Origin of the sequence: Alteromonas gracilis, from assembly GCF_036870955.2 — a bacterium.
Lineage (GTDB): Bacteria > Pseudomonadota > Gammaproteobacteria > Enterobacterales > Alteromonadaceae > Alteromonas > Alteromonas gracilis_A.
The window spans coordinates 3,773,073-3,787,377 of record NZ_CP145482.2 but is presented as its reverse complement, the minus strand read 5'-3'; the positions used below and the strand labels follow the sequence as shown (position 1 = coordinate 3,787,377).

Annotated in this window: 12 protein-coding genes and 1 pseudogene; 5 read left to right on the top strand and 8 right to left on the bottom strand. The window is 43.6% G+C overall.

Annotated features, from left to right (window positions below):
- Nucleotides 1–91: 91 nt before the first annotated feature.
- A complete protein-coding gene (locus V6N89_RS18230) occupies nt 92–571 on the bottom strand; it encodes a fasciclin domain-containing protein (RefSeq protein ID WP_346993070.1) in 480 nt (159 codons plus the stop codon).
- Between the two features lie 272 nt (nt 572–843).
- Between V6N89_RS18230 and V6N89_RS18225 the strand changes: the two genes are divergently transcribed.
- Together V6N89_RS18225 and V6N89_RS18220 are read left to right on the top strand one after the other, a co-directional pair.
- A complete protein-coding gene (locus V6N89_RS18225) occupies nt 844–1,701 on the top strand; it encodes a tetratricopeptide repeat protein (protein WP_346993069.1) in 858 nt (285 codons plus the stop codon).
- Nucleotides 1,667–2,005 (top strand): tetratricopeptide repeat protein, encoded by a 339-nt coding sequence (locus V6N89_RS18220; RefSeq protein ID WP_346993068.1) that lies wholly within the window; start codon nt 1,667–1,669, stop codon nt 2,003–2,005. The genes V6N89_RS18225 and V6N89_RS18220 overlap by 35 nt, the downstream gene beginning before the upstream one ends.
- A 62-nt stretch (nt 2,006–2,067) precedes the next feature.
- Here V6N89_RS18220 and V6N89_RS18215 read toward each other — a convergent pair whose 3' ends face one another.
- The 5 genes from V6N89_RS18215 to V6N89_RS18195 all read right to left on the bottom strand — a co-directional run bounded on the left by V6N89_RS18215 (nt 2,068) and on the right by V6N89_RS18195 (nt 6,958).
- On the bottom strand, nt 2,068–2,907 hold the full coding sequence (locus V6N89_RS18215; protein ID WP_338518829.1) for a 2OG-Fe(II) oxygenase family protein: 840 nt from the start codon (nt 2,905–2,907) through the stop codon (nt 2,068–2,070).
- A gap of 168 nt (nt 2,908–3,075) precedes the next feature.
- The gene (locus V6N89_RS18210) at nt 3,076–4,287 is read right to left on the bottom strand and encodes a NupC/NupG family nucleoside CNT transporter (protein ID WP_338518828.1); all 1,212 of its coding nucleotides are present in this window, start codon (nt 4,285–4,287) and stop codon (nt 3,076–3,078) included.
- A 12-nt stretch (nt 4,288–4,299) separates the two neighbouring features.
- Nucleotides 4,300–4,923, bottom strand: coding sequence for a uridine kinase (udk, locus tag V6N89_RS18205; RefSeq protein ID WP_014950808.1), 624 nt, complete (start codon nt 4,921–4,923; stop codon nt 4,300–4,302).
- Between the two features lie 191 nt (nt 4,924–5,114).
- Entirely contained in the window at nt 5,115–6,065 is a 951-nt protein-coding gene (locus V6N89_RS18200; protein ID WP_338518826.1) for a hypothetical protein, read from the bottom strand.
- Nucleotides 6,062–6,958 carry a hypothetical protein gene (locus V6N89_RS18195; protein WP_431189739.1) on the bottom strand — a complete coding sequence of 299 codons (897 nt, stop codon included), beginning with the start codon at nt 6,956–6,958 and terminating at the stop codon, nt 6,062–6,064. Before V6N89_RS18195 ends, V6N89_RS18200 begins: the two co-directional genes overlap by 4 nt.
- 382 nt (nt 6,959–7,340) lie before the next feature.
- Between V6N89_RS18195 and V6N89_RS18190 the strand changes: the two genes are divergently transcribed.
- Together V6N89_RS18190 and V6N89_RS18185 are read left to right on the top strand one after the other, a co-directional pair.
- On the top strand, nt 7,341–10,511 hold the full coding sequence (locus V6N89_RS18190) for a TonB-dependent receptor (protein ID WP_338518823.1): 3,171 nt from the start codon (nt 7,341–7,343) through the stop codon (nt 10,509–10,511).
- A gap of 195 nt (nt 10,512–10,706) precedes the next feature.
- Nucleotides 10,707–11,391 (top strand): annotated as a pseudogene (locus tag V6N89_RS18185) (type 1 glutamine amidotransferase domain-containing protein).
- Between the two features lie 74 nt (nt 11,392–11,465).
- On the opposite strand, the gene argR reads toward V6N89_RS18185, so the two are convergent.
- Complete coding sequence (gene argR, locus V6N89_RS18180) at nt 11,466–11,930, bottom strand: transcriptional regulator ArgR (protein WP_346993067.1); 465 nt, start codon at nt 11,928–11,930, stop codon at nt 11,466–11,468.
- A 236-nt stretch (nt 11,931–12,166) separates the two neighbouring features.
- On the opposite strand from argR, the gene mdh reads away from it, so the two are divergent.
- Entirely contained in the window at nt 12,167–13,105 is a 939-nt protein-coding gene (mdh, locus tag V6N89_RS18175) for a malate dehydrogenase (protein ID WP_346993066.1), read from the top strand.
- A 292-nt stretch (nt 13,106–13,397) separates the two neighbouring features.
- Here the strand turns inward: mdh and V6N89_RS18170 are convergent, their stop codons facing one another.
- Nucleotides 13,398–14,204, bottom strand: a complete 807-nt coding sequence (locus V6N89_RS18170) for a hypothetical protein (RefSeq protein ID WP_338518822.1) — start codon at nt 14,202–14,204, stop codon at nt 13,398–13,400.
- Nucleotides 14,205–14,305: the final 101 nt, after the last annotated feature.

The following is a 14,305-nucleotide window of genomic DNA, read 5'->3' as shown; positions in this document are numbered from 1 at the left end:
AGGATAGTCAAAAAAAACAGCGACCTTTAGTCAGGTAGCCGCTGTTTATTTGAGCTAAGATTTAGCTATAGCTTAATGACTTTGCGTCAGCTTAAAGTTGAAGTGCCACTTCTTGCGGCAACAGCACTTTGTCGATGACGTGAATGACACCATTTTGTGCGTCAACGTCTGCCTTTATGACATTGGCATTGTTTATCATTACGCCGCTGCTGTTTGCTTCTATGTTGACTTTGCTTCCTTCTACAGTAGTGGCAGAAGATAGCTTCACAACGTCTTTGGCTTTTACTTTTCCTGCAACCACATGGTAACTAAGAATACTCACTAGTACTTCTTTGTTCTCTGGCTTTAATAGCATCTCAAGTGTTCCGTCTGGCAATGCGGCAAATGCGTCGTCGGTTGGAGCAAAAATGGTAAAAGGGCCATCTCCTTTTAAGGTTTCAACCAAGCCGCCTGCTTTTACTGCAGCAACCAAAGTAGAAAACATATCGTTGCTGGCAGCAACATCGACAATGTCGTGATGCTTGGATGCGTTATGATGGCCTGCATAAACCGAGTGTGATAAAAAACGCAATAGCGAAAAGACTGAGTAACTTTCTCATGATTTTTTCCTTCATTAAGTGAGTAGGGTGCAGAGATGTACAAACAACAACCAATCTCATACCACCGTCTCTACGGCACAATTTCAAAAGTCGATGATTAACTATCTTTAACAAGCACATAAACACAGACCAGCGGTGGAAAATACGCGATAGAGCGATAAGTGGCGTAAAATATGAGATGTAAAAAAAATGTAAAAGTGTAACTGGTGACTATAATTAAGGTCTCGAGTAAGTAGAGGTGCCCATGATGAATACTCGAATCCTATTTGTGCTGTTAGTCAGCATTTTGTTATACGCATGCCAGTCAACCAGCCATGCCCCAACGGCAGCTTCTCCAACGTTGTTAGATGACTCATTGTTCCCTTCACATGCATTGTTCCCCGTAGAGACCCCTGAAGAAATATTCCAGCTAGACGATGAGGCTAAACACTTCGCGCAGCGAGCAGTGCATGGAAGTAGTGTGTCAGAAAAGAACGTAAAGCGGCTTGTAACGTCTATTTTCAGTTGGACAGAGCATGGTGTTTTGTACAGAAATAGCGCTAACACTACTGCAAATACTACATTTCACAACAAGGCTGCTAACTGTTTATCTCTATCCATCATGGCATTTGCCTTAGCCGAGCACGCAGGGTTAGATGCGACCTTTTATGAAGTTGAAATTCCAGAGTATTGGACTCGGCGCGAAGGGTTTAGCCTACTAAATGGCCACATAAATTTGCGTGTTTCTATACCTGATGAGCCATTGTTAGTCTCAATTGGGTCGTCCTATGCTGATATCGACTTTGACCCACAGATGATACAGCGCTCGTTCCCAAGAAAAGCGGTGTCAAAAGATAAAGTCTTGTCGATGTTTTATAACAACAAAGGCGCTGATGCACTTGTTGCCAATAGTTATACAAGGGCTTACAGCTATTTTCGAAGTGCAGCAAAGTTGTCTCCGGATTTACAGCAGAGCTGGGTAAACTTAGGTGTGCTTTATCGAATGGTTGGCGCTTATGAGCAAGCAGAGTTGGCCTACAAGCATGCGCTTTCAATCAATGACGGACATTTAACGGCTTGGGAAAACCTTGCCATTTTATATATTCATCAAGACCAAGCATGAAGAGGCTAAGACCATCACTAATATGGTAGAAGCAAGACGACGTTCAAACCCCTACTATCACTATATTTTAGGTGAGCAAGCCTACGATGAGGGAAAACTGGCCCAGGCGATTGAGCATTATCAACGCGCACTGCGCATTAATGATACGCATCACGAAATTTTGTTTAGTATAGCCAGAACCTATCATCAGATGGGAGATGTAAGTAATGCGCAGCGTTACTTAGAAAAAGCAGTGAGGCATTCATCAAACGAGCAGGATCGCACGCGCTATATGTCAAAGATTGCAACCATAGCAAGCACATAGACACGCAAAAAAAAGCCGCAGACTAGCTGCGGCAAAGAATAACACTACAAAAGGAACTTAATTTATATAACGCCCAGCTCACGAAGGCGCTCTTGCAGGTATGACCCCGCAGTATGACGTTCTGAAAGAACAACATCTGGTCTAGGGTGTAAAAACAATGGAAGCGAGATACGAGATTTCGTCATATCAGCGCCATCTGGGTTTACAACCCTATGAGTAGTTGATGGGAAGTAATGGCCAGATGCTTCTTGAAGCATATCGCCGATGTTTACGATTAAGTTTCCAAAATCGCAAGGCACTTCTAACCAGCTACCGTCTTTAGCTTGTACTTGCAAACCAGGCTCGTTCGCTGCAGGTAGGATAGTAATCAAATTAATATCTTCGTGCGCAGCGGCGCGGATTGCATCTACTTCTTCATCACCCTTAAGCGGCGGATAATGCAAAATACGTAGTAATGTTTGATCAGAGTCTTTGATCATGTCGCCAAGTGGCTGACTGTATTTTGCACCTACCTCAGCAGGTGAGTGTTTCTCTATCCACCCAAGTAGCTCTTTTGCTAGCGCATTGGCCTCAGAGTAATACTGAGAAATCTGCGGTAGCAATGACTCAGGGCACTGGCCCCAAGGGTAGTAGTGGTAGTACTCTTTAATATCTTTTTTCGTAAAGCCTTTTGCTACCTCAGAGACACTCTGAGGGAAAAAGCCATCCTGCTTACCTTTGTTGTACAGGTAATCATTCTTCTCTTCACTGTCGAAGAAACCCTGCCAGTTATCGTAAATACCTTGAACCAATGACTGCTGGATAGGGTGGTTTTTCAAAACCCCGAACCCTGTCTCGCGAAGCGACTTCACGAATTCTTCTTGAGCGTTTTCCGCTTGGTAATCAACAGCAACTAATTGCATAACTTTATCCCGTATATTTTAACTGCGGCATTATAAAGGTAGACGGGCTACAGAAAAAAGTCGTGGAATTGATACAAATCAACCCCACGAAGAATTTGTGCGTAATTTACATAAACCTGACCAATTAGTCTAGTAAAAACTTGACCAATTAGTCTGTTTTAACAAATTTTAACCGAGAGAGAGGTAAAAGCCCGCTAGTGCGGCACTCATCAAGTTGGATAACGTTGCAGCAATAACAGCCTTTAATCCCAGTCGCGCAATTTCTTTTCTGCGTGTTGGTGCCATGGCACCAATTCCACCCATCAAAATAGCGATAGAAGAGAAGTTTGCAAAACCACAAAGTGCAAAGGTGATAATGGCCTGAGACGCTTCAGATAGCTGTGATTGGTTTTCCAGGAAATTGAGGTAAGCAACAAATTCGTTGACCACCATTTTCTGACCAATGAAGCTACCTGCAAGTTGTGCTTCCTCCCATGGTACGCCGATTGCCCATGCGAGAGGTTGAAGCACATAGCCCAGGATCCCTTCAAACGTTACGTTTTCATAGCCGAAAAGCGCTGCTGTCCAGCCCACAAGGCCGTTGAACATCGCGATAAGTGCTATGAAAGCAAGTAGCATGGCGCCTACGTTTAACGCAAGCTGCATGCCTGATGCTGCGCCACTTGCGGCAGCATCAAATACATTGGCGTAGCCGGTATCTTCCGCATCTACGTCATTCAAATTTTCATTGGGTTTACTCGTTTCTGGCAAAATGATCTTTGCCATCAATAAACCACCCGGTGCAGCCATAAAGCTGGCGGCTAGTAGATATTTTAAGTCAACGCCCATACCTGCGTAGCCAGCCATAACCGAGCCAGCGATAGAGGCGAGGCCGCCCACCATAATGGCAAATAGCTCAGAGCTGGTCATGTGAGGAATAAACGGACGTACCACTAACGGCGCTTCAGTCTGTCCCACAAAAATATTCGCCGCTGACGACATTGATTCTGGGCGGCTTGTGCCCAGCGCTTTTTGTAAGAATCCACCGATTACCTTGATGATGACGCCCATCACTTTAAGGTGATAAAGCACGGCAATAAGTGCCGAGAAAAACACAATCACTGGAAGTACATTAAAGGCGAAGATAAATGCAATAGACTTATCGCCAATTGGACCAAACAAGAAGTTAATGCCTTCTTGACTGTAGGCGATAATGTTGGCGACAAATTGCGTTGCCTTTAACAATACTTCTTTACCAGGTTCAGAATAAAGGACGAAAGCACCTACCGATGCTTGGATAGCAAAAGCGCCCCCCACCGTACGCCAATTAATACTGCGCTTCGCCGATGATAATGCGAAGGCAATAGCCAACAGGAGCGCGATGCCCAATAAACTAACCATATGTGAATTCCCTTACAGAAGCGCTTGCTGAATGTGTGATTTGATCACATCTAATGCGATTTGATTTTTTCCGCCTTGTGTTACCACAACATCAGCCGTAAACCGACTTGGTTCGATAAACTGGTGGTACATGGGTTTTACTGTTTCTTCATACTGTTTTGCAACAGATTCGATACTGCGTCCACGCTCTTTCAAATCGCGCATCATTCGACGCATCAAACAGATATCAAGTGGTGTATCGATAAAGATTTTTACATCATACAAAGGCAGCAAGTCTGTGCGTGCTAACAGCATGATGCCTTCCAAAATAATAACAGGCGCAGGATTTAGTCGCTCTGTTTCTGGAAGTCGTGTGTGTGTTTTGTAGCAGTAATGTGGGTAGTCAATTGGCTGACCATCACGCAACGCTTGAAGATGGGCCTTCAACAGTTCATGTTCAAATGCGTTAGGGTGATCATAGTTGTTCTTTTCACGTTGCTCCATGGGCAAGTGGTCTTGAGCGCGATAATAATGGTCTTCGCGCAGCACTTGCACAGGGCGGCCTTGCGCACTGAATCCGTTGAACAAATTTTTTGTAAAAAGAGACTTTCCAGAGCCAGAAGCTCCAGAAATGGCAATAATTAATGGCGATTGCATAGTACTATAAAGCTGGTTTTCTTGGTGCAAAGATACGCGTTTAGGCCTCGCGAATCAATGTTATATTCACAAGATCTTCGTTTTTGGATCGGTCTTTGCTTCTACTTTATTGAATTTTCAAGGCGTTGCAGTACGTTTGAAAAATCACAAAAAGTTTTCCAAGTGGTCAGTTTTTTGATCTATTGTTTGAATCAATTACCAATAATTTCAATGTCCTCTAGTTTAATATCGGGTAACGCATAAGAATGTTGCTTTGACCGTGAGCCTTCGCCTTGGGCTCTAGGTGGATAATAAATTTCTTTTTCTTCGCTGTAGGCAGAAAATACCTCATCTAATGCAGCGCGTATTTCGCTTAGCGTTTTATCTAAGTTTGCATTGAAGTCAGGTCGTTTGCGTTTCGTGTGCCCAAGTTCAATAAGGCGGCCAAAGCTCTTGTTTGCGAGAACAAGGAGTTCATGTGGTACGTCTTTATGTGGAGGAAGGGGTTGGCTTGGGTTTTCAATACAGTATTTAACTAGAGCAGTGTAGAAGCAAAGCGGTTTGTTCTGTAATGCTACGGCCTTTTCATCAATACCGTTGGAAAGCGTTTTGTCTTTCAGGTTAATAATGAGTTTAGGAACGGGAGGAAGTACCTCCTCTTCTGCAAGTGAAGATTTTCTGCGTCTTTTGGTAGCCAAGGCAAAAAGCGGTAACACAATAATTGATGCACCTAATGCGAACCAGCTAAAGCCTAAGCCACTAAATGGTGACATGCTTCGCAATTCAATCACTATATGTTGCTCAGCGTTCATAAGCAGCATTGATGAAACAACCGGATACTCGTCAAATTGCTGTGAACGGGTTTCCACTTCCTGAATATGGCTAACTAAAACGGGGTAACTTTCTTCTTGTAGCGCTTTATTTAGCCTATCGATGTAGCGATAAATAGCAAATTGGTTCACAGGCGTATTTAACGTGTCGTTACCTACATCTAAAAATGCGCTATCTAGGCTAATTCGTAGTTCAACCTTATCTTGTGCTTCGTGAATGTCTGCCTTAAACGCCGCGTATTGCCCAATAAGTGCAATAAAATGAAAACTAGCGAATAGCAGTACCCAATTCATAAAGATACGATACGGTTTTTTCAATCTAGGCATGTTCATTTATTACACCCCGCTTCCAGTGTAATATTTTTGTAATATGGGCGGGGGTGCGCCATTGCTATTTCATGTACTACTGACTGCATCGCACAAAATAAGTCGGTATTTTGGGTCTGCATCTTTAAAAACCACTGCATACCGCTAACATCTTCTTGCAAAGGCGTAGCGTAATTTTTTGAGAATCGATTGCTGTCATCCTGCGCCCAATAGGAAGAAATGATGTCTACATCGCCAGCAAGCAGCGCTCTTCTCAGTTCTTGATGAGAGCTATAATAGACAATGCTTACGTTATCATCGCTTAACCCTAAGTTTTGTAAAACTTTTTTAGGAACTATATGACCCGATCGGCTACTTGGGTAGTCAAGCAATCCAATTTTTTTGCCCAACAAGTATTCTTTGTTTAGTTTCGGCCGCTCGCGAAGTGCAATAAAGAAAGCGCTGTAATTGGGATGAGAGGCCACTCTCGATAATCCGTAAATTTGGTCCGCGCCGAATGCGTCTACAACATTCTTCTTAACTAACGCTAAATCGACCACGCCGTGATTAATGTATCGGAAAGTATCATAATCGCTTTGGCCCACGATTACTTTTACCTCTCCATATTGCCGTTTTATGGTTTCATCGTTGCAAAGACGCTCTTTTGCCATTTCAGCGATGCGACCGTCTGTCACGTAGACGGAAAAAACGTCATTATTTCCCGTCAAATGTGTTTTGCAGTATAAAAATTGCCCCGTTTGTGGGGTGATATCATTGTAAATGGTATTTTTTTGTAAATAGCTAAAAGCACCGCACGCAATAGCGGCGATGACAAAAATTATCCACTTTCCTGAGGCAACAATTCTAATATTAGCCAAAAAAACGACCAAATGAATTAACGATTTATGTAGGGATTTCATCAGTTAAGGTTATTTAATGCAATAGGTAAATTTATTTTAAAGCGTTAAGTAATTGAAAAATCGTCTATTTTTATAAGTAAACCTGATTTTTATTAAACGCTGTTTATTAGTCGCTCATCTGCCAAGAATAGACACATCCAATCGCTGTAGATTGACAACTATAATAACAAGTAAATTAACTTGACCATGTGGTCAAGTATTTTTTTGCAAAGTCAGTAGCCTTGGGCAGTTGGTGTTAAATAAAAACGTAAAATTGTAATAAATTTGACATGAAGCTTTACGACAATCTGTCACGAACTAAACTTGTCAAGAGCCTCAGATGGGAATCACTCTGCCCAATCTTTGGTGAAACAAAGAATACTAAACAAAAAGGGAAACACACATGAACTTCAAAGCAAAGCTAAGTAAGGTAGCTCTGGCAGTCACTCTGTCAGCAGGTCTTGCTGGTCCTGTTTTAGCTCAAGAAACATCATCAGGTGTTCGCGGTATCATTGTAAATGACGCGGGCACAATCGTAGATGGCGCGAAAATTACCGTTACTGACCAACGTACAGGTCAAACGCGTACTTATGAATCAGAAAGCAACGGTGCGTTCAGTGCTCGTGGTCTGCGTGTTGGTGGTCCATACACTATTAGCGTAACCGACGATGAAGGTTCTCGAGTTGTTGAAGACGTTTACCTAACTCTTGGTGAAACATCATCACTTCAAATCTCTCTTCAGCCTGCTGACGTAGAGCGCATTGTTGTGAGTGGTTATGCATCTGGCGTGTTGACTGAAACTAACGGTCCAAGCGCAAGTTTTGGTTTCGAGCAACTTCAATCTCAGCCAAACGTAGATCGTGACATAAAAGACGTTATCGCAATCGACCCGCGTATCTCTATCGACCCTACAAACTCTGGCGCAATCGGTTGTGCGGGTGTAAACAACCGTTTCAACAGCTTGACAGTTGATGGTGTACAACAAAACGATAACTTCGGTCTTAACGGAAACGGCTACCCTACAGAGCGTCTTCCTTTCCCATTTGACGCAATCGACCAAGTATCAGTAGAGCTTGCGCCGTTTGACGTACAGTACGGTGGTTTCACGGGCTGTAACATCAATGCCGTAACTCGCTCTGGTACAAACGAAATTCACGGTAGCGTATTCTTCGACTACACCAACGACTCACTACAAGGTGATGAAGTTGATGGCGACAAGTTTGTTGTTCCTGCGTTTAATGAGCGCCGCTACGGTGGTACGATCGGCTTCCCAATCATCAAAGATAAATTATTCTTCTTTGGTGCGTTTGAAAAACATGAGCCAGTAGAAATTATCGAATTTGGTCCAGAAGGTGCGCCTGTACTTAACCAAATCGACGGTCTAACTCAAGATGTAGTTAACCAAGTCGCTTCTATAGCAAACAGCGTTTACGGTTACCAAGTTGGTGACGTATTAAGTGCTCTTGACCTTGAAGAAGAAAAAGTACTTGCAAAACTTGACTGGGAAATTAACAACGATCACCGTGCTCAGTTCACTTATCAAAACACTGAAGGCTTTACACTAAGCACATCAGGCCTTGGCAACGACAGCTTCGCATTCTCTGACCGTTTCTACGAGCGTAAGAACGAACTAACAACTTACGGCGTTCAAATCTTCTCAGATTGGACATCTAAGTTGTCTACACAGTTCCGTTTAAACCGTGCAGAAGTAGTAAATGGCCAGACGCCTCGAACGTCTCAACCTGATTTCGGTTCAATCACCATTTTCAACGTTGTTCCTAACGTTGACTTCAACATCGGTGCTGACCAATTCCGTCAAGCAAACCAGTTGAACTACGACACAGACAACGCAGTATTTATTGCTAACTACTTTGAGGGCGATCACGAAATCACTGCAGGTCTAGAGTATGCAAACGTTTCAGTGTTCAACTTGTTTGTACCTGGTAGCCAAGGTATCTTCGAATTCGATTCATTAGAAGACTTCGAAAATCAGCAAGCTAGCCGCATCGAATACAATATCCCTCCATCGCTAGACGTAAATGACGGTGCAGCTGAATTTGAATTCCGTACATTTACTGCATACATGCAAGACCGTTGGATGGTTAACGCTGATCTAACACTAACGTTTGGTCTTCGTTATGACCGTTGGGATGCTGATAGCACGCCATTGGCAAACAGCCGTTTTGAGCAGCGCTATGGTTTCTCTAACGCGGTAGGCCCTGACTTCGACCTTATTCAGCCTCGTTTAGGCTTTAACTACATCCTAAATGATGAAACATTTATCTACGGTGGTGCAGGTCTATTCTCTGGTGGTAACCCGAACGTATGGTTGTCTAACAACTACTCAAACAACGGCGTTTCTATCCGTGGTTCAGAGTTTGAAGGCGATTCAACTGACCCACGCGTATTGGCTGCACTAGACGGTACCAATACACCTAACTTTGGCTTTGAAGTACCAGCACTTTCAACAGACCCTGAGTTCTTTGTAGGTGGTGACGGTGCGGTTAACGCGCTAGACCCAGACTTCGACGTACCAGGTCTGTGGAAATACAACTTAGGTATTCAGCACGAAGTTGGTTACGGCGTTATTTTAGCAGCGGATATCATTCACACTCGTGAATCAAACCCTGCAATGACGACTCCATTAAATGTGCGTAACGTTGGAACTGCACCTGATGGTCGCCCGATCTATCAAGATTTCGACGCGCTAGACGCTGACTGCCAAGCTGATCCATCAAGCTCGAACTGTGGTCGTTCAGGTACCGATTATCTACTTACGAACAACCCAGAAGAAGGTAAAGGTTGGGTTTACACCTTTACTGCACAAAAGCAGTTCGATAACGGCTTTGACGTAAACTTCGGTTATACGCATCAGGACATCGAACAAGGTAGCCCAATGAACAGCTCTACAGCGAGCTCTAACTTTGGTAACTTGTCTGTAACAGACCTTGCTCGCCCAGAAGTGGCAACAAGTAACTACCAAATTGAGCACCGCTTTACGCTTAACTTAAGCTACTCACACGAGTTCTTTGATGGTTATGCAACGCGCTTTAACCTATTCGCAACGCGTCGTAGCGGTCAAGTATTCAGCTACACGTTTGACGGTGACCCTGGTTTCGGAGATGAGCGTTTCTTCGAAGACCGTAACTTGCTTTACGTACCTCTTGCGAACGATCCAACAGTGGTTTACGGTCCAGATTTTGACCAAGCAGCGTTCAATCAGTTCATCGCTGATGCAGGCCTAGAAGGTTCACGCGGTACTATTGTAGACCGTAATGCACAGGATTCAGACTGGGTATCACGTGTAGACTTCCGTGTTGGTCAAGAAATTCCTGGTTTTATGGAAGGTCACAAAGGCGAAATTTTCTTCGCAATTCGTAACCTTGGTAACCTGTTGAATGATGAGTGGGGCGTGCTAAGACAAGTACCATTCGAATACAACGAGCCAGTTGTTGATGCGTCTATCGTTGATGGTCAGTATATCTACACCAACTTCGACGGTCCTCGTGGCCAACGTGTTGATACACCTGCGTCTGCATGGTCTGCTCGTGTTGGTATTAACTACCGCTTCTAATAGCTTAAGTTAATACAAATCTACAGTTTGTAGTGTTAGGTGCCACTTTCCTTAATCGGGGGTGGCACTTTTTTATGCCTAAAATTCAATAACTCCGCTTTTCCATTCATTAAGATTTTCCCAAAAACTGATCTAACGCCTCTCTTTTTGCGAACCAACTTGCATAAGATTTAAATAACCAAGCAAGGAGGAATAATGTCTAAGCATGTATTAATGGTAATGACATCACATGAGCTAATGGGTGATACGGGTAAGAAAACCGGTATGTGGTTAGAGGAATTTGCCGCGCCGTACTATGCATTTAAAGATGCTCGGCTATACCTTAACGTTAGCATCGCCTATGGGGGGCCAAGTGCCGATTGACCCCAACAGTCTTGCGGATGACGCCATGACGGATGATGCTATCCGTTATACAAAAGATGAAGTTGCACGCAGTGCTGTAGCCTCAACAATTCCCTTAGAAGATGTAAGAGCCGACGAGTTCGATGCGGTGTTTTATCCAGGTGGACACGGCCCACTTTGGGACTTATCGGACAACGCGCATTCAATTAAGCTAATTGAAGACACTATTGCAGCCAATAAACCGGTAGGTGCAGTCTGCCACGCGCCTATTGTACTGAAAGATGTCAAAGACCCAGAGGGTAAGTACCTGGTTGATGGGAAAGCGGTAACCGGTTTCTCAAACAGTGAAGAAGCTGCAATGGAGCTTATGGAAGTAGTGCCGTACTTAGTTGAAGATGAGTTGGTTAATAAAGGCGGTAAGTATGAGAGTGCCGATGATTTTGCTGTGAAAGTGTGTAGTGATGGACTGTTAGTGACCGGACAAAATCCGCCATCATCTCGTCCTGCTGCTGACGCGCTCATCAACTTATTGTCATAGCGTTACGATTAGGTGCAAAAAAGCCGCGAACCTTAAATAAGGCTTCGCGGCTTTTTTCTGCTCGACAGGTACACCTAAACGTTTTCGAATAAGTCCTCTACACGCTGACGAAGCTCTTCTATGTTTGAAACATCAGTAGGTGCAATAAAAATAGTATCGTCGCCCGCAATAGTCCCTAGTACACCATCTTTTTTGCTTAGTGAATCAAGAAGGCGTGCAATTAGCTGTGCTGCACCTGGGCTTGTCCTGATAATAACCATTACGTTATTGTGGACAATATCTAGCACCAACTGTTTTAGCGGGCTTTTTGCCGTAGGCATACCAAGCTCCGGCGGTAAGCAATACACCATGTCACCACGAGCGTTACGCGTACGTACTGCACCGAATTTACTTAGCATGCGAGATATTTTTGACTGGCTAATATTGTCAAAACCTTGTGCTTTTAAAGCATCAACAATTTCGCCTTGTGAACCGTAACTTTCTGCTTTAAGTATTTCTTTGAAAGCTTTAATCAGTTGCTCTTGTTTTGCGTTAGCCATTAGTGCTCTTTCTATTCCATCGTTCGTTAAAAAGGTTTTTATTTTATGTTGCTATATTGTGCCCCACAGGTGGACTTTGCGCAATTTGTTTGCATAATCATTCATGATAGTGAATATCGCATAAAAATCGCTAAAAATAACGTTAATAAGACGATCCGGTGATTGAGTTTTCCCCCGCGTTGCATTAGTGTGACGTTCCGTTTAAATACGTGAAGTAATCCCATAGGAGAAATGGTATGAAAGTAGCCGTGTTAGGTGCTGCAGGTGGTATTGGTCAGGCGCTGTCTTTGTTGTTGAAAACACAATTGCCAGCAGGTTCAGAATTAGCGCTTTACGACGTAGCGCCAGTTGTTCCTGGTGTTGCTGTTGATTTGAGCCACATCCCCACTGCAGTAAAAGTAATAGGTCACGGTAAAGATGACCTAGCTGAAGCACTAACTGGATCTGACGTTGTTCTTATCCCAGCTGGTATGCCTCGTAAGCCAGGTATGGATCGTTCTGATCTGTTCAACATCAACGCCGGCATTGTTAAAAACCTAATTGAAGGTGTAGCTGATAACTGCCCGAACGCGTGTGTTGGTATCATCACTAACCCTGTAAACACAACTGTTGCGATTGCAGCAGAAACGCTAAAAGCAAAGGGCGTTTACGACAAGAACAAGCTTTTCGGTGTAACTACGCTTGACGTTATCCGTGCTGAAACGTTTGTTGCTGAGCTTAAAGGTGTAGACGTATCTTCTGTACACGTACCGATAATCGGTGGTCACTCTGGTACTACAATCCTTCCTCTTCTTTCACAAGTTGAAGGTGTTGAGTTCACAGACGAAGAAGTTGCTAGCCTAACAACTCGTATCCAGAACGCAGGTACTGAAGTTGTTGAAGCAAAAGCAGGCGGCGGCTCTGCAACCCTATCTATGGGTCAAGCGGCAGCACGTTTCTGTCTATCTCTAGTTGCAGCAATGCAAGGTGAGAACGTTGTTGAGTACACTTACGTGCAAACTGACGACAGCGACGACGCAGCATTCTTCGCACACCCAGTTCGCCTAGGTGCAAACGGTGTTGAAGAAATCTTGCCATACGGCGAGCTTAGCGCATTCGAAGAAAAAGCGAAAAACGACATGCTTGAAGGCCTACGTGGCGACATCAAGCTAGGCGTTGACTTCGTAAACGGCTAATTGGTGAGCATCATTGGTGGGCCTTTGAACGTAGGCACGCCGTGAATACTTCCATGTAGGCTTCGCCACCGCATCCCTGCGGTGGAGAGCCTACTTATCAAAACCCCGCCAACTCCAAACACCTCAATAGCCTCATCACTGAAGTTTTAAAAAGAGCAGTCTGTTACGACCTTACGTATCCAGCCTTTTTTGTTGCATCTTTGTAGGCTTCGGCATGGCATCCTTGGCACAGGAGAGCCTACTTATCAAAACCCCGCTAATTCTATCTATCACTTATCAGCCATTAGGTAAGCTACTGTGCTTGGTCTGGCTCTATTCTATGTAGCATTATCGTGCCCATTGCTACTGGATAGCCCTTGTGGATTGCGTAGGTGTAGCCAGAAATCATTCCTTCAGTTTGAATAAATAGAATAATCTTTGACGCGAAAGTTACGTGCGATGCTTCAATTTCAATAACTCGCCCATCAATGTGAACGTTTTCTGAGTCGAAGTGTGACTTTACTTCTTCAAATTGATTGGTACCTCTTCGATAAACACTTAATGCGCCTTGTTGATTTTCTTTGAGCTGAAGTAATGCTAACTCTGGTCTGTCCAAATACTGCATAACACCAACCCAGGTACCAAAAGGATGTGTGGCTGCATGCTGCTCTGCTTCAAGTATTATTTGTTTACGGTTTTCGACAAACTTTCTAGGCGTTGATTTCGCGTTTTGTTTTACAAGGTGATAAGTCTGAGAGATATAGCTTTCTTCACCTCTGTAGCTTGCCTCCAACACCTTAAAATCGTTATCAAGGTAAGGCGACAGAGTAAGGGTTCGATTTACATTGTTCTCTATAATTGTCTTTATTGTGCATCTGTTTTCTATACAACTTATGTCGTCATTGGTGAATGCAGTTCGACGCATTTTCTTCAAGCCACCTGGAATAGCTATTTCAAAGAAGTTGTGTTCTCCATTTTGATTAACTTCAAGTAGCCTGAATGTCAGTCTATCTTCACTTATGCCTTCCCATAAACCAGCAGGTAGTTTCATTGTGCTGGCTACACAGCGGCTGCCAAGTGAAAGCAATGTAACGAGAAGTACTAATAGATATGTACGCATTTCTAGTCCTTTAAAAACGATTCAGGCTTCGCTTTCAATCATAAGTCTATTTCTCTGATTAACAAACGTTTTTACTTTTTAACGATATGGTTGTTATTGCT